This window comes from Longimicrobium sp. (assembly GCA_036389795.1).
Taxonomy (GTDB): domain Bacteria; phylum Gemmatimonadota; class Gemmatimonadetes; order Longimicrobiales; family Longimicrobiaceae; genus Longimicrobium.
The window spans coordinates 1-15,346 of the sequence record DASVWD010000056.1; the positions used below are offsets into that span (position 1 = coordinate 1).

The window sequence follows — 15,346 nt, forward strand, 5'->3', positions numbered from 1 at the left end:
CTTCACCCATGTCGTGCTTTCGAGGGTTCGCGGACGGATGGTTGCTTCGACACCACCCATCTTACCGCGGCTCAAGAAGATGCGACATGGGTTCTTTCGTTCTATGCCCTCCAATGCTGATTTCAGGCGAATAACCAAGGATGAGATCCTTTTCAGAGCCGATACCTGAACGATTCTCTGCAAACTGGCATGAATACTCAATCCAACAATAGTATCACAGACATGAGTATCTGGACGGCGGGCAGCTCCGGCTGGTTGTCCGGGATTCGGGGACGACCTCACCCCCGCCGGCGGCCGCCGCGCGGGCGGCGGGGCGGCGGGCGCTTCGGCTTTGACTTGGCGCGCTGGCGGGCGGCTTCGGCTTCGGCCTCGGGGGTGCCGGGGCGCGGGCGGACCTGCGCGTCGGTGATGGCGCGCGCGGCCGCGTTGGCCACCGCGCGCCGGAGGTCGTAGATCTGCCCCGACGTCCCCGTGGCGTACGTGCGGTTGGTGAGCAGCACCACGAACAGGCCGCGCTCGGGGTCGATCCACAGCGAGGTGCCGGTGTAGCCCGTGTGCCCGTACGAGCGCGCCGAGACCCATCCCCCGGCCGAGCTGGCACGCGCCGGCGTGTCCCACCCCAGCGCGCGCGTCCCCGCCCCCTCCTGCTTCGCCGCGAAGGTGCGCACCGTCGCGGGCGACCACACCCGGCGCGCGCCGTACGCCCCGCCGTTCAGCCAGGCCTGCGCGTAGACGGCCAGGTCCTCGGCGGTGGAGAAGAGCCCCGCGTGCCCCGCCACGCCGCCCAGCCGGAAGGCGTTGCCGTCGTGCACCACGGCGTCCAGCACGTACGGCCGCTCGGAGCGCTGCGCCGTGGGCACCGTGCGGTCGATCCAGAGCACCGGCGGGTCGAACAGCGTCCGCTCCATCCCCAGCGGGACGAAGACGCGCCGCGCCAGGAAGCGGTCGAGCGGCTCCCCCGCGCGCCGGCGCACCACCTCGGCCAGCAGGATCATCCCGAAGTCGCTGTACAGCACCCGCTTCCCCGGCTCGGCGTCCAGCGAGGTGCGGTAGACCCGGCGCAGCGCCTCGTCCGGGTTCGCCGTCCCGCCGAAGAGGTCGTCGCCCGCGGGGAGGCCGGAGGTGTGGGTGAGCAGGTGGCGGATGGTGACGTCTCCCTTCCCCTCGCCGCGGAACTGGGGGACGTAGCGGCGCACCGGCGCGTCGAGCCGCACCTCGCCGTCCTCCACCAGCGCCATGATCGCCGCGGTCGTCCCCACCACCTTGGTGAGCGAGGCGATGTCGAACAGGGTCGACGCCGGGTCGACGGGACGGCCGCTCGTCCGCCCGTAGCCGGTGAGCTTCACCAGCCGCCCGCCGCGCCCCACCGCGACGGCGCCGGCGGTGAAGACGCCGCCGTCCAGCGCCCGCCGCATCACCCGGTCGACCCGCGCCAGCGAGTCGGCGCTCATCCCCGCCTCGCGCGGGGCCGCGCGCACCAGCGTCCGCGCCGGGGGCCAGGCGGCGCGCGGGGCCGGCCTCGCCTCCCCGCCGTCCTCGCCCGCCCCGTCCGCCCCCGCCGCCTCGCCCCCACCGACGAGCCAGCGCGCCGCCACCCGCTGCGCCGCCTTCCCCGTCCCCCAGACCACGAGCGCGGACGCGGCCCCGGCGGGGGGATCGGCCGCCTCGGGCGCGAAGGCGACGTGGACGATCCGCCGCGAGGTGGTGTCGCGCACGAAGGCGACGCTGTCCCGCCGCGCCCGGCGCTCGGCCGCCGTGTCGCGCGGCGGCGGGGGCGGGGGCGGGGGCCGGCGCGCCTGCGTCCCCCGCCGGCCCGTGGCGGGACGCCGGGTCTGCGGCGGAGCCGCGGGGCGCCGCGGCGCGGGGCGGGGGACGGGGGGAACCACACGGTCGGCGACGGGGAGCGGCGCGCCGGGGAAGACGGCCGCGACCACGCAGTCCGCGTCGTTCGCCGGCCAGCCGGGAAGGCGCGAGAGCGGCCCCCGGCGGGCGACGGCGCGCGCCTGCAGGTGCAGCAGCCCGGGGACGCGCCGCGCCAGCTCGCCCGAGAGGACGCCGGCTTCGCCCGTGGGGCCGGTCACCAGCACCGTCTTGCGGCAGCCGGCCAGCGCCCGCCCCGCTTCGGCGCCGAACGCCAGCCGCGTGCGCTCCAGCGCCGCGGCGGCCGTGGCGGCGGCCCCGGCGGAGCGCAGCGGCGGGCGGACGCTGTCGGCGCTCGGCAGGCCGAGCCCGGCGCGCGCCTTCGCCGCGAACACCCGCCGCGCCGCACGGTCGATCCGCTCGCGGGAGATCCGCCCCGCCTGCACGGCCGCCACCAGCGAGTCCACCAGCGCCTCCGGGTCGGGCGCGCCCACCACCAGGTCCGCCCCCGACGCCACCGCGGCCAGCGCGGCGGAGACCGCCCCGAAGCGGCGGCCGATCGCGGCCTCCGGGCCGACGTCGGCCACCACGAGAGAGAACCCCAGGTCGCGGCGGAAGACGCCCTGCACGGCCACCCCGGAGAAGGGCAGCGGCGCCGCGTCGCCCGTGAGCGCGGGGAGGGCGACGAAGGCCGGCTCCACCGCCGCCCCGGCCCGCGCCGCCGCGCGCAGCGGCTCCAGCTGCGCCACCTCCAGCGCCGCGCGGTCCCAGCGGACGACGGGCGCCAGGGAGTCGGCGGGGCCGGGCGGCGCGAAGGCGGTGACGCCCGCCAGCACCCCCTCCTTCCCCAGCGCGGCCAGGTACGCCCCCAGCACCCCCGGCGCATCCGGCGCCAGGTACGGCGTCGCGTACGGTCCTGACGCGGCCGGGAGCGGGGGACCGGGGAGGAGGAGGAGGTGCGCGCCGAGCGAGCGCGCCTCCCGGGCGGCCGCGGCGGCCACCTGGCCCGCCAGCTCCCGGTCGCCCGCGAGGGCCAGCGCGGCCGGCGCGGGCAGCTCCGTGGCGTCGGCGAAGCGCGGCACGAGCCCCCGCTCCGCGCGGGCCGCCACCAGCGGCGGGAGCGGGGCGCCGTGGCCCAGCTCGGCCACGCGCGCGCTCCAGGCGGTGGCGCTCCCGCCGGCCAGCTCCAGCCCTCCGCCCAGGCGCACCCAGCGCCTGAGCCGCGCCAGCGCCGTGTCGGAGGGCGCCGCGGGGCCCGCGCGCGCGGCCACCAGCTGCGCCGCCTTCTGGCGCAGCGTCAGGCGGGCGAGCCGCGCCTCGCTCCACGGCGACGCGGGCTCGCCGCGCGCGCATGCCGCGAGCGCCGCCGCGAGCGCGAGCAGGCACAGGCGCACCCGCGCGCGCGGGGACGGCGGGAGAGCGGAAACGCGGGAGCGAATGGTCGACAAGACGCGAGCGGCGTGGCCGGGGCGATCCCCCGCCGCCCACCCGTGGCGGGGGTGGGACGCACGGGACGTTGCACTTCGCCCGGCAGGAACCGGACCGGCGGCGCTGGGGCAACGCTGTACCAGCCTGGGACACGGGTGCCGCATCGGGAAACGTCTGTAGGTACCGGAACCCCAGCATCTACGCGGAAATGTGCGGTCCCGGCTCTGGTCTGGCTTTTGCCGGTGTATACAGCGGCGCCGTGTGGCGAGGAGCCGCACGGCACGTCTGCGCGAGGTACTGCGCACGCGCGGCGCGGTTCCTTCCGCAGGAGCCGCGCTCCCGCCGGACCGACGCCACGCCGCCCTTCTCCCAGCGACAGAAGCCCGCGGGTGACACACATAGAGCCGGAACGCTCCGCGCCGCGGAGCGCCCCGGACCCGGATCGAACGACACGAAAATGAGCCAGGCTGCCGCCACGGTCTTCGTGGCCGACGACAACCCCTCCATCCTGCTCGGCCTGGACAGGGCGCTCAAGGCCCGCGGCTACGACGTGAAGACCGCCACCAACGGCGGGGCCGTGCTCCGGCTGCTGAACGACGCCCCCGCCGCCCCCGACCTGCTCCTCCTGGACGTGATGATGCCGGAGATGAGCGGGCTGGACGTGCTGCGGGCGCTGCGGCGCGACGAGCGCTGGGCCGACGTGCCGGTGGTGCTGATCACCGCCACCAACGACGGCGCCCTTCCCGTGTCGGCGCTGCGCGACGGGGCGGTGGACTTCCTCACCAAGCCGTTCCGGCTCGACGAGCTGCTGGCCCGCGTCGATTCGCACGTCACCCGCAACCGGGAGCTGCGGCGCGCCCGCGAGCAGGCCAGGATGCGGCTGCAGGCCATCGACCTGATCCGCGAGCTGAACCGCGTGGTGAGCGCCGACGAGATGTTCCACCTGGTCACCTCGCGCACCGCCGAGGTGCTGGGCGTCTCGCGCTGCTCGGTGCTGGTGGTGGAGCGCGGCGAGCGGACGGCCCGCGTGGCCGCCTCGTCGGACCCCGGCTTCGGCGAGAACCTCCGGCTGGACCTGGCCCTCTACCCCGAGATCCGCCAGGCGCTGGAGACGGGGCGCCCCGTGCGCGTGCGCGACGTGGGCGCCTCGCCCCTTTTCGACGGCGTGCGCGACGAGTGGGCCCGCCGCGGGCTGGAGCGCCCGCTGCAGTCGGTGATCGTGGTCCCCTTCCCCGTCACCGAGACGGTCACGGGGCTGTTCGTGGAGCGCGCCACGGTCGACGAGCCCGCCCTGGGCGAGGAGGCCGCCGAGTTGGCCGACCGGGTGGTGGAGGCCATCGTGCAGGCGTGCGGCCGGGTGCAGGTGTTCGAGCGGCTCATGCAGCAGCGCCAGCAGCTGCACGACCTGGCCAACACCGACCAGCTCACCGGCGTGGCCACCCGCCGCGCGCTGGAGGAGTACCTGCGGGCCGAGCTGCACCTGGCGCGCGAGCGGGGCGAGGCGCTCTCGGTGGTGATCCTGGACCTGGACCGCTTCAAGGAGATCAACGACACCTTCGGCCACCCCGCGGGCGACACGGTGCTGAAGGCGCTGGGCTCCTGGCTCCGCTCGGAGAGCTCGCTCCGCAGCCACGACCGCCCGGGGCGCTACGGCGGCGACGAGTTCGTGGTGGTGCTCCCCGGCACCGGCGCCGCCGGGGCGCTGCGCCTGGCCGAGCGCGCCCGCACCGAGTTCGCCGCCATCCCCTTCGTCTTCGGGGGCACCGCCGTGCGCGCCAGCTTGAGCGCGGGGATCGCCTCGTGGCCCGACACCTACGCGCTCACCGCCGACGAGCTGATCGCCGCGGCCGACGCGGCGCTCTACCAGGCCAAGCAGCGCGGGCGCGACCGGGTGTGCATGTCGGGGATGGCGGAGGTGGCGGGGTAGTGCGAAGTGCGAAGTGCGAAATAAGTGCGTGAGTGCGTGACCGGTGGGTGAGGGCGGTCGTCGTCACGCACCCGCCGCGGAAAGGGAGAGCCTCTCCACCCGGAACGGGGGGAGGGGCTTCGTCGTATCCATCCGCGTTGCCGGAGACACGGGCCGGGCGCGGATCGTGCGACGCGCCGGACGGATCGATTCGGAAACGGGGAGAGAGCGAGTGCGTCCGCTGATCGTCGTCACCACCACGCTGGCGCCGGGGGGCTCGTACGGGCTCCCCTCCGTGCGTCTCAACGTACAGTACGTCACCGCGGTCGAGGAGCCGGGGGGGACGGCGGTGCTGCTCACCCCGGGGCACGACCCCGAGTCGGTGGCGCGGCTGGTGGGGATCGCGCACGGGCTGGTGCTCACCGGCGGCGAAGACGTGGACCCGGCGCGCTACGGCCAGGCGCCCCACCCGGAGCTCGGCACCGTCAGCCCGGCGCGCGACGAGATCGAGCTCGCCGCGCTGGCCGAGGCGCTGCGCCGCGAGATCCCCGTGCTCGCCATCTGCCGGGGGATGCAGCTCCTGAACGTGGGGCTCGGCGGCACCCTCTACCAGGACCTCCCCTCGCAGCGCGGCCGCGACCTGCTGCACGAGCAGGACGCCCCCGTCACCCACCGCTGGCACCACGCCACCGTGCGGCCCGGCTCGGGGCTCGAGGAGATCTTCGGCACCGGCGACCTCTTCATCAACTCCTTCCACCACCAGGGGGTCGACCGGCTGGCGCCCGCGCTGGAGGCCACCGTCTGGGCGGAAGACGGGCTGGTCGAGGGCGTCGAGGGGAAGGAGCACCCCTGGCTCTACGGCGTGCAGTGGCACCCCGAGCGCGGCGAGGCCCAGTCTCCCGCCGACGAGCGCGACCCCGACCGCCGGCTCTTCTGGGCCTTCGTCCAGGCCGCCCGCGAGCTCGCCGAGCGCGTCGGCGACGCAGCCCCCGAGAGCGCCTTCGCCCCCGCGGACTGAACCGCGACTGCAGGGGACAGGTTACAGGGACAGCCGGCAGACTTCGCGGCTGTCCCCTTTGCTTTCGCACTTCGCACTTCGCACTTCGCACTTCGCACTTCGCACTGCGGGGGTATCATACCATTTCGCAGGGAATCGTTCGGATATCAGCCCTGAAAAGGTCTCACACAGAGGGCACAGAGAACACAGAGGAACAGCGGAGAGATTGAAGTTCTCTCCGTGTCCTCCGTGTCCTCTGTGTGATGCCAATCTGTTTCTCGCGAACCAGAACAATGCTCGGAAACGTGTATCACACGGAGGAAACGGAGTTAACGGAGAACTGCGGGTTCCTCTGTTGACTCCGTTGACTCCGTGTGAGGCTTTTCGCCGTTCGCCGGAGGATCAGAGCCGGACGCTCAGGCCCACGCCGAGGGTGACGTACTGGACGTCTTCGATCTTGCGGAAGCGCGCCATGGGGGTGAGCGAGAGCGCGTTGCCGACGGGGTAGTCGGCGCCGAGGCCCACCTCGAAGCCCACCTCGTCTTCGTGGAAGAGCGCGCCGAACTGCGCGTACGGCGTCCACACGGCGCCGCCGGTGCCCAGCAGCACGCGGCCGCCCGCCTCGAACCCGTCGAAGTCGGCCTCCACGTCGGTGTCGGTGATGTCGAAGCTGAAGCTGGAGTAGCCGCCGTAGAGGGCGAAGGTGGGGGTGAGGTCGAACGCCGCCTCCAGCCCCCAGCCGAACCCGGTCTCCAGCACGTCGTCGGTGTCGCCCACGGGGATGCCGGCGTCGATGCGGACGCCGAAGCTGAGCGGCAGCGTCCCCTGCGCGGCGGCGCGCTCCGCCCCGCAGGCGAGCACGAGCGCGGCGAGCAGACCCGCAAAGGCTTTCTTCATGGCTGTGGTTCCTCTCTCGGAGTTGCGCCGGGCCGCGTCCGCGGCCGTCCGGATGCCCGCACCGGGTGCGGAAGCGCGGGGGACGACAGCAACCGGCGGTCCCGTCCGGGGATACGGCCTATCTCCATCCGGAGGAACGGCTTGCGGCGTCCGCGCCTGACCCGCCGCCCGCGCTTCCTGTCTCCGCCCGGGGACGCGCCGTGTCCCAGCGCAGCGGCAGCGTCAGCCGAGCGCGGCGGGCGGGCGGTAGATCCACCCTTCGAGCGCGAGCGTCTCCCCGGGGACGCGCCCCAGCCGGCGGGGCTGGTCCAGGTCGTCGCGGCAGAGGAAGGCCACCAGGGCGGCGATGCAGGCGTCGCGCGCGTCCTCCAGCGTGCAGGCGATCGCCTCCAGCGACGGGTTGTCGAAGGTGAGGAAGGGGCGCAGCGCCGCCGGGCGAGCGCGGATCTCGCCCGCGCGGGTGGGGACGCGGCTGCCGCGGATCCCCAGCTCCTTCGCGGCGCCGGAGGGGTAGACCTCGATCACCACCGTCTTCGCGTCCGGGCTCGGCGCTTCGGGGAGGATCGAGACGTCGGCCGCGTCGCGCAGCTCGTGCAGCCAGCGGATGCCTTCCACCGTCTGCCGGTAGAGGCGCATGTCGAAGGGCGCCAGCGCGCCGCCGGTGTCGCAGCGCCGCAGCGTCTTCTGCAGGTCCATCAGCCCCCCGCGCACCTCGTCGGGCGGGCGGTCGGCGATCCATGCCGCCGTCCCCGCCCAGCTCGGCCGGCGCTCGCCCGCGATCCGCCGCGCGGCCTCTTCCGGGACGCCGAAGGGGAAGTCGGCGCCCCAGAGGACCGCGTCGCCGTCGCCCGCGCCGGCGGGCCCGCGCCAGTGCCCGGCCACGTAGGCGCGCAGGTCCTCGCGGAAGGGGAGCGGGCAGAGGGAGACGACGTGCAGCTTCCCCTCGCGCTCGGCGCCGACGGCGGCCCAGAGGTTGGAGAGCGGCTCCTTCGCGCCGGAGAAGTCGATCCCGCCGAAGTACCGGAAGCCTGGCATCGCGGAGCGGTCGAGGAGATGGGGTCGGGTCCCAACGCGAAGCGGCCGGAGGGTCGCCGGCCGCTGCTGTCGGGCATCAATCTGTCGAACGGATCATCCGCGGGCGAGGGCGCCACGCGCGGGGGCGGCCAGGAGCCGGTCGGCCAGCGCCAGCTCGATGCCGGAGGCCAGGTCGGCGGCGGCGGAGCGGTCCGCGCGGGCGACGCGCACCACGAGCTCGCTCCCCCGTCCGCCGGGAAGGCCTTCGAAGGCGCGCAGGTCGGCCGCCGCGAGCGCCAGGTCGGCGAGGAGCCACCAGCGGCGCTTCAGCCGCGCCGAGCGCAGCGCCGCGAGCGGGACGCGCTTCTCCATCACCTCCGACTCGCTCTTCTCCCGCGAGTAGCCTCCGCCTCCACCCCAGCGCTGCACGCTGGCTTCCTCGCGCCACTGGAAGACGAGATCGTCGTCGTCCAGGCGCAGCAGCCCGCGCACGACGGTGTCGACCTGCTCCCACTTCAGCGCGGCGGACGTCAGCTCCTGCCGCCTGAGGGTGAACGGGACCGCGCTCATCGTCTCCCTCCCGTGGTGCCGGTCCGGGCCGCCGCGCCGCGCCCGGCCACGCGGCCCAGGAACGCCTCCGCCCGCCGGTAGCTCCCGGGGAGCGAGCCGGGGTGGTGGCCGCCGCCGGCGTAGCGGTGGTACTCCCACCGCGGGGCCGTCGTCCCGGCTCGCGCCATCGCCGCGTGCAGCCGGTCGCCGTGGGCGACCGGGACCTTGCCGTCGGCGGTGCCGTGGTGCGCCTGCACCGGGGGGAGGCGGTGCGCGAAGTATGCCGGGGAGCGGCGCAGCAGCTCCAGCCGCGCCCGGGCCACCGTGGTGCGCCCGTCGCGGAGCGCGAAGAGCACGCTGTCGGCCAGGTACCCGGCGCCGGGGAGCCGCGGCAGGCTGCTGCGCAGGGCGCGGCCGGCCAGCGTGCGCACGTGCGGGAGGAAGAAGTCGGTGGGGCCGTAGAAGTCGACCACCGCCTTCACCCGCGGGTCGCGCGCCGCCATGAGCAGCGCCACCCCCGCCCCGCGGCTGCGCCCGAACACCGCCACCCGCCCGCCGTCCGCCTCGGGGACGTGGGCCAGGACGGCGGAGAGGAGCGCCATCGCGTCGTCCACGTCGCGGTCCCAGGGGCTGGGGCGGCCGCCGGAGCGCCAGGCGCGCAGCGGGGTCAGGCGCAGCGGCTCGGCGCGGAACGAGGGGAGCACCTGCACCCACCCCTCGGCCAGCGGCCCCCTGTGGAAGAAGTTGTACGCCGTGGCGCCCCCCTCGCCGCCGTGGGCGATCACCAGCACCGGGAGCGGGCCCGCCGCCCCGTCCGGCACCCGCACGGCGCCGTAGTGGCGGACTCCGCCGACGGTGTGCGAGACCACCAGCGTGCGGCCGGAGCGCCCGTCGCGCCGCTCGTGCTCCACCCGGTAGCCGTGCGCCCCGGTGTCGCGCCCCGCCCACTCGGCCTCCACGGCGGCGACCTCCTCGGCGGTGGGCGGGGCGAAGAGCGCGTCCAGCAGCCGGTCCGCCGACGCGGGCGGGAGCGCGTGGGCGCACCCGGCCAGCAGCGCGAGCGGGGCGGCGGGGAGGAGCGTCCGGCCGATCCCCGCGCCGGCCCTCACCGGGGCGAGGTGCCGCGGTACCACTCCACCACGCCGGGGCGCCGGTCGCGGTTCCAGTGGCCGTCGCGCGCCATCAGCGCCTCGATCTCGGCGATCTCGCGCGGGGCGCCCTCGCTCACGCGCTCCACCCCGTTCCCGGTGATGAAGTAGTCGTCCTCGATGCGCACGCCGATGTTGGCGTACCGGCGCACGGCGGGGCCGAGCTTCGCCTTGAGCGCCCGGTTCGCCGGCGTGTCGGAGAGGTAGTCGAGCACGTCCGAGCGCACGTAGATGCCGGGCTCGATGGTGAAGGCGCTCCCCACCACGAAGCGGCCGCCGTACGCCGGGTACGCCGGCTCGGGGTCGTGCACGTCGAGCCCGATGCCGTGCCCCAGGCCGTGCATGTAGTAGAGGTAGAACTGCGGGCACTGCCCCCGGTCGCACTCGTAGGTGGCGGTGGGCGACTCGATGAGCCCCAGCCGGGCGAGCCCCTCGGCGATCACCCGCAGGGCGGTGCCGGAGAGCGTCCCCAGGTTGGCGCCGGGGCGGGCCTGCGCCTCGGCGGCCTTCTGCGCGGCCAGCACGATCTCGTAGACCTGGCGCTGCTCGGGGGTGAAGCGGCCGCTCACGGGGACGGTGCGCGTCACGTCGGCCGTGTAGCCGCGGTAGCTGGCGCCGATGTCCATCACCAGCGTCTCGCCGGCCTGCATGAAGCGGTCGGCGCTGCGGTAGTGCAGCGTGGTGGAGTTCGGCCCCGAGCCCACGATGCTGCCGAAGCCGGGGCGCTCGGCGCCGTGGCGGCGGAAGGTGCCCTCGATGAGCGCGTGGATCTCGAACTCGTTCATCCCGGGCTCCACCGCCAGCATCGCCTGCCGCTGGGCCAGCACGGTGACGTAGATGGCGCGCCGGAGCAGGGCCAGCTCGGCGGGCGACTTGACGGCGCGCAGGGCGAACGCCTGGTCGTCGAGCCAGCGCGCCTGCAGCCCGGCGTGCTTCCTGGCCAGCGCGGCGGCGAACTCCTGGTCGGGGCGCAGGTACTCGCTGCTGCCGCCGTCGCTGGTGAGCGGCGAGATCATGAAGAGCTGCTTCTGCCGGGCCAGGAGCGAGTCGAGCGTGGGCTCCAGCGCGCGCGTGGTGCGCGCCGGGATGCCGGTGAGCGCCTGGGCCCGCTCGGCGCCCAGGCGCGAGCCCTCCCACACCTCGCGCGAGGGGTCGCGGGGGAGCACGAAGAGGATCTCCCGCACGCTCTCGCCCTGCTTGGCCATCACCAGCGCCGCGCCGGGCTCGGTGACGCCGGTGAAGTAGCGGAAGGGCGAGCTCTGGGCGAAGGTCATGTAGTCGGCCTCGGGCTCCTCGGCGCCCAGGATCACCAGCACGCCGTCGCCCATGCGCCGGGCCAGCGCGGCGCGGCGGCGGGCGTGCTCCTCGGCCGAGATCGGCGCGGGCGCGGGCGTCGCAGGGACGGTCCACGCGTCGGCGGCGCCCTCCGGCGGCGGCACGGGCCCCTGCGCGGACGCCGCCCCCGCGGCGAGGACGAGCGTCAGGACGGCGGCGAGCGGGGTGGTGCGGGTTCGCATCGTGCTTCGGGGCTCGGGGTTGGAAAGAAGTACGAAAGTACGAGAGTACGGAAGTACGAAAGTACGGGGGACGGCGAGAGGCCCGGGCTCCAGAGCACGGGTCCGTACGCGACCGTGCCGTTATCGTACTCTCGTACTTTCGTACTCGGGTTTATCTGACTTCCACCTGAGTCTCCGCCGCGGTCCGCGTCTCCCAGCCGGTGCCAGCCCAGGTGTGCTGGACGCGCAGCGTGTACGCGCCGGCGGGGAGGCCGCGCACGGCGGCGTCGTAGCGGAAGCCGGCGATCACCTGGATGCAGCCGCCCTCCTTCCGCTCGGCGGCCACGGTGAGCGTCACCGTGCGGCCGTCGCGCCGCGCCCGGCCCGCCAGCGTGTAGCACGGCGTGGGCGTGGTGATCGAGCCCTCGACGGAAATCCGGCCCTGGCCGCCCGTGGCCCGCGCCCAGTCTTCGTCGTCGGGCGACTGCACGGGCCGCGAGCTGAGCTCCACGGCGAGCTGCGGGTCGGGCCCGGGCGTGACGTCGGGCGGCATGGCGCACCCCAGGAGCGCGGGGAGGAGCAGGCGCGGAAGGCGGCGCATCTTCGTCCCTCCGGTGAACAGATGCATTCTGCCGGGTGGGTGTGCCCGGGGCAAGCTGCGGTGCCAGGGTGCCAGGGTGCCAGGGTGCCAGGGGCGGCTGAAGCCGCGGCAACAACTGCAGGAAGCCTCCTGCGGAGGCTGCGGGGCCGCCACCCGTGCGCAGCCGCGGGGTTCGGCGCGAACCCTGGCAGGGGCGAGCAGACCTTGCCCCATGCGTCGGTTGAAGCCTCGCGTAGTTTGCGAGGCTTTCTGCCGTTGTTGCCGCGGCTTCAGCCGCCCGCGCCTGCCGGAGCGCCGATCCCGAGCTGCTCGGCCAGGGCGCGCGCCTCGGTGACGGGGAGCTTGCAGGTGTAGCGCTCGCACACGTAGGCGGTCGCCTTCGAATCAAGGGCGCTTCGACCCCCCAGCAGGGGGATGAGTTCCGACACCTCCTCTCCCTCTCCCGGCCGCCGCAGCGCGAGCACGACGTTCGGCAGGTAGGCGCGCGAGACGGTGCGCACCAGCTCGTCGGTGTCCTCGCGCCCCGGCTCGCCCACGAAGGCGACTTCCGTCGGGGTGGCCAGGTGGAAGTCGAGCGCCGAGAGCAGCCAGCCGAAGCCGACGGGGACGCGCGTGAGCAGCTCGCCCATCTGCGCCAGCACGCGCGCGGCCACGCGGGTGTAGTGCGGCTCGCCCGCCAGCTCGCCCAGCCGCAGCAGCGCCATCACCGCCGCGGAGTTCCCCGAAGGCGTGGCGTTGTCGAACACGTCGCGCGGGCGCACCACCAGCGCCTCCGCGTCGCGGGCGGTGTCGTAGAAGACGCCCTCGCCGTCTTCCCAGAACAGATCCAGCATCGCGTCGGCGAGGGACCGCGCCTCGCGCACCCAGCGGGGGTCCCAGGTGGCCTCGTAGACGGCGACCAGCGCGTCCACCAGGAGCGCGTGGTCTTCCAGGAACGCGCCGATCTTCGCCCGGCCGTCCTTGTACGTGCGCAGCAGGCGGCCTTCGGGGCGGAGCGCGCGCAGCAGGAACTCCGCGTTCGCGACAGCGATCTTCAGCCAGTCCGGCCGCTCCAGCACGCGCGCGGCTTCCGCGAAGGCGTGCAGCATCATCGCGTTCCAGGCGGTGAGCACCTTGTCGTCCAGCCCCGGCCACACGCGCTTCGCCCGCGCCGCGTATAGCACGCCGCGGCCGCGCTCCACCACCTCGCGCAGCCGCTCGAGCGTCACGCCGGCGTCTTCGGCCACGTCCTCCATCGCCTCGTCGGTGTGGAGGATGTTCTTTCCCTCGAAGTTGCCGCCCTCGGTCACGTCGTAGTAGCGGCGGAAGAGCGGGCCGTCGCCGGGGCCGAGGAGCGCGTCCACCTCGTCCGGCGTCCAGAGGTAGAACTTCCCCTCCTCGCCCTCGCTGTCGGCGTCGAGCGCGGAGAAGAAGCCGCCCTCGGGCGAGGTCATCTCGCGCTCCACCCAGAGCAGCGTCTCCTCCACCACGCGGCGGTGCTCCGGGTCGTGCGTGGCCTGCCAGGCGTGCAGGTAGGCGCGGGCCAGCAGCGCGTTGTCGTACAGCATCTTCTCGAAGTGCGGCACCAGCCACCTGGCGTCGACGCTGTAGCGCGCGAAGCCGCCGCCCACGTGGTCGTACATCCCCCCGCCGGCCATCCTGCGCAGGGTGAAGTCGGCCATCCGCAGCGCGTCGGGGTTGCCGCTCCGCTTCCACTGGCGCAGCACGAACTCCAGCACCATCGGCTGCGGGAACTTGGGCGCCCCGCCGAAGCCGCCCCAGCGCCCCTCGAAGCGCGCCGCCAGCGTGTAGAAGGCGCGGTCCAGGATCGACGGGTCGAGCTCCGACGCCGGCGGGCGCACGGCGTGGCTCTCGCGCAGCATGGCGCCCAGCTCGGCGGCGCCCTTGTCCACGTCGGCGCGGCGCTCGCGCCAGGCCTCGCTCACCGCCAGCAGCACCTGGCGGAACGAGGGCATCCCGTGGCGCGGCTCGGGGGGGAAGTAGGTGCCGCCCCAGAACGGCGCGCCGTCGGGGGTGAGGAAGACGGTCATCGGCCAGCCGCCGTGCCCGGTCATCTGCTGCACGGCGGTCATGTAGATCGAGTCGATGTCCGGGCGCTCCTCGCGGTCCACCTTCACGTTCACGAAGCGCTCGTTCATGAGCGCGGCCGTCTGCGGGTCCTCGAACGACTCGTGCTCCATCACGTGGCACCAGTGGCACGCCGAGTAGCCCACGGAGAGCAGGATCGGCCGGTCCTCGGCGCGCGCCCGCTCCAGCGCCTCGGGGCCCCAGGGGTACCAGTCCACCGGGTTGTCCCTGTGCTGGAGCAGGTACGGGCTGGTCTCGTTCGCCAGGCGGTTGGGCATCGGGCTTGGGCCGGTGACGGGGAACACGCGACGGGAGCCGATCCGCGGCGGCAAGGGACGTACCGGCGGCGAGTCACTTCGCTCACTACCTCCGAACTCGGTAGACGTCCACGTACTGCACGCCCAGGCTGTCGGCGCGCACCACGTACAGGCGGTCGCCGCGCACGTAGGGCGGCACGCCCGGCGCTCGCTCGGGGGCGGGGAGCGAGCCGAGCAGCCGCCCGTCGGCGCCGAAGACGTCCCAGGCGAAGCCGCCGGGGGTGGTGGCCTCCACCCACATCTCGCCCGAGGGCGCGAACATGAGCCAGCGGATGGCGTCCTTCGCGGCGGGGCGGGGGGGAGACGGCGGGTCGCAGCGCGCGCCGGGCGCCGCGCGCCGGAAGCGGCGGAACCCTTCGGTCTCCCGCTCCCACTCCTCGTCGGTGACCCGCACGGGGTCGTACTCGCGCGTCACCGTCCGCAGCGTGTCGCCGCGCGGGCCCACGAACGCGATGCGGTAGTCGTCGCCCTCCACCACCGCCGCGGCGCCGTCGGGCGAGAAGTCCAGCACGGACGGGTAGCGGAACGGGACCTCGAACACCGATAGCCCGGCCTGGACCCGGCAGACGACGGCCTGCTGCCCCGCGGCGGACGCGGGCGAGGCGACGGTGTCCGCCGCGCCCTGCGGCGTGAAGCGGACGTACAGCCGCTGCATGCTCCCGTCGCGGGCCGGCCGCGCGACGCGCGCCCGGAACTCGTGGTCCGAGGCGCGGAACAGGCGGATGGTGGTGGGGTTGCCGGTGAGCGGCGGGTACGGCCACGCGCCCAGCGGGCGGCCGTCGCGCGAGAGCAGGGCGATGCGCGTGTTCACCGGGTCGAGCGCCGCCAGCGTGTCGCCCATCCAGGCCAGCGAGACGAGGAAGCGGAACTCGCCGGGGCCGGCCCCCTCGCGCCCGATGGTGCGCACGTGCCGCCCGGACCCGTCGAAGACGTGGATCTGCCGCGCCTCGAAATCGGCCACGTAGACGAACCCCGAGTCGTCCGCCAGCACCGAGCTGATCTGCGCGAAGCCGGCCGGCCCGCCCCCGTGGTGGCCCCCCCCCCCGCCCCCCCCCGGGGCCCCCAC

11 protein-coding genes are annotated in these 15,346 nt (G+C 74.7%); 2 read left to right on the forward strand and 9 right to left on the reverse strand.

The window, feature by feature from the left end:
* Positions 1-278: 278 nt before the first annotated feature.
* Positions 279-3,254, reverse strand: a complete 2,976-nt coding sequence (locus VF746_06620; protein ID HEX8692072.1) for a serine hydrolase — start codon at positions 3,252-3,254, stop codon at positions 279-281.
* A gap of 491 nt (positions 3,255-3,745) precedes the next feature.
* Here VF746_06620 and VF746_06625 point away from each other — a divergent pair, with 491 nt between their 5' ends.
* On the forward strand, positions 3,746-5,215 hold the full coding sequence (locus VF746_06625) for a diguanylate cyclase (protein HEX8692073.1): 1,470 nt from the start codon (positions 3,746-3,748) through the stop codon (positions 5,213-5,215).
* A 211-nt stretch (positions 5,216-5,426) separates the two neighbouring features.
* Positions 5,427-6,212, forward strand: a complete 786-nt coding sequence (locus VF746_06630; GenBank protein ID HEX8692074.1) for a gamma-glutamyl-gamma-aminobutyrate hydrolase family protein — start codon at positions 5,427-5,429, stop codon at positions 6,210-6,212.
* A 381-nt stretch (positions 6,213-6,593) separates the two neighbouring features.
* Here VF746_06630 and VF746_06635 read toward each other — a convergent pair whose 3' ends face one another.
* The 8 genes from VF746_06635 to VF746_06670 all read right to left on the reverse strand — a co-directional run.
* Complete coding sequence (locus tag VF746_06635) at positions 6,594-7,088, reverse strand: outer membrane beta-barrel protein (GenBank protein ID HEX8692075.1); 495 nt, start codon at positions 7,086-7,088, stop codon at positions 6,594-6,596.
* 222 nt (positions 7,089-7,310) lie between these two features.
* Positions 7,311-8,123, reverse strand: coding sequence for a DUF429 domain-containing protein (locus tag VF746_06640; protein ID HEX8692076.1), 813 nt, complete (start codon positions 8,121-8,123; stop codon positions 7,311-7,313).
* A gap of 93 nt (positions 8,124-8,216) precedes the next feature.
* A complete protein-coding gene (locus tag VF746_06645) occupies positions 8,217-8,672 on the reverse strand; it encodes a hypothetical protein (GenBank protein HEX8692077.1) in 456 nt (151 codons plus the stop codon).
* A complete protein-coding gene (locus VF746_06650) occupies positions 8,669-9,784 on the reverse strand; it encodes a dienelactone hydrolase family protein (protein HEX8692078.1) in 1,116 nt (371 codons plus the stop codon). The genes VF746_06645 and VF746_06650 overlap by 4 nt, the downstream gene beginning before the upstream one ends.
* Positions 9,757-11,316 carry a Xaa-Pro aminopeptidase gene (locus tag VF746_06655; protein HEX8692079.1) on the reverse strand — a complete coding sequence of 520 codons (1,560 nt, stop codon included), beginning with the start codon at positions 11,314-11,316 and terminating at the stop codon, positions 9,757-9,759. The genes VF746_06650 and VF746_06655 overlap by 28 nt, the downstream gene beginning before the upstream one ends.
* 151 nt (positions 11,317-11,467) lie before the next feature.
* Positions 11,468-11,896: a hypothetical protein gene (locus VF746_06660; GenBank protein HEX8692080.1), complete on the reverse strand. Its 429-nt coding sequence runs from the start codon at positions 11,894-11,896 to the stop codon at positions 11,468-11,470.
* Between the two features lie 269 nt (positions 11,897-12,165).
* The gene (locus VF746_06665; protein HEX8692081.1) at positions 12,166-14,241 is read right to left on the reverse strand and encodes a thioredoxin domain-containing protein; all 2,076 of its coding nucleotides are present in this window, start codon (positions 14,239-14,241) and stop codon (positions 12,166-12,168) included.
* Between the two features lie 85 nt (positions 14,242-14,326).
* A partial coding sequence (locus VF746_06670; protein HEX8692082.1) for a 6-bladed beta-propeller occupies positions 14,327-15,346 on the reverse strand: 1,020 nt, incomplete at its 5' end.

Excerpts from the sequence above, each read along its gene's own strand:
- VF746_06665 (HEX8692081.1), bottom strand. The coding sequence starts at position 14,241 with ATGCCCAACCGCCTGGCGAACGAGACCAGCCCGTACCTGCTCCAGCAC.
- VF746_06625 (HEX8692073.1), top strand. The coding sequence starts at position 3,746 with ATGAGCCAGGCTGCCGCCACGGTCTTCGTGGCCGACGACAACCCCTCC.
- VF746_06660 (HEX8692080.1), bottom strand. The coding sequence starts at position 11,896 with ATGCGCCGCCTTCCGCGCCTGCTCCTCCCCGCGCTCCTGGGGTGCGCC.
- VF746_06655 (HEX8692079.1), bottom strand. The coding sequence starts at position 11,316 with ATGCGAACCCGCACCACCCCGCTCGCCGCCGTCCTGACGCTCGTCCTC.
- VF746_06645 (HEX8692077.1), bottom strand. The coding sequence starts at position 8,672 with ATGAGCGCGGTCCCGTTCACCCTCAGGCGGCAGGAGCTGACGTCCGCC.
- VF746_06635 (HEX8692075.1), bottom strand. The coding sequence starts at position 7,088 with ATGAAGAAAGCCTTTGCGGGTCTGCTCGCCGCGCTCGTGCTCGCCTGC.
- VF746_06640 (HEX8692076.1), bottom strand. The coding sequence starts at position 8,123 with ATGCCAGGCTTCCGGTACTTCGGCGGGATCGACTTCTCCGGCGCGAAG.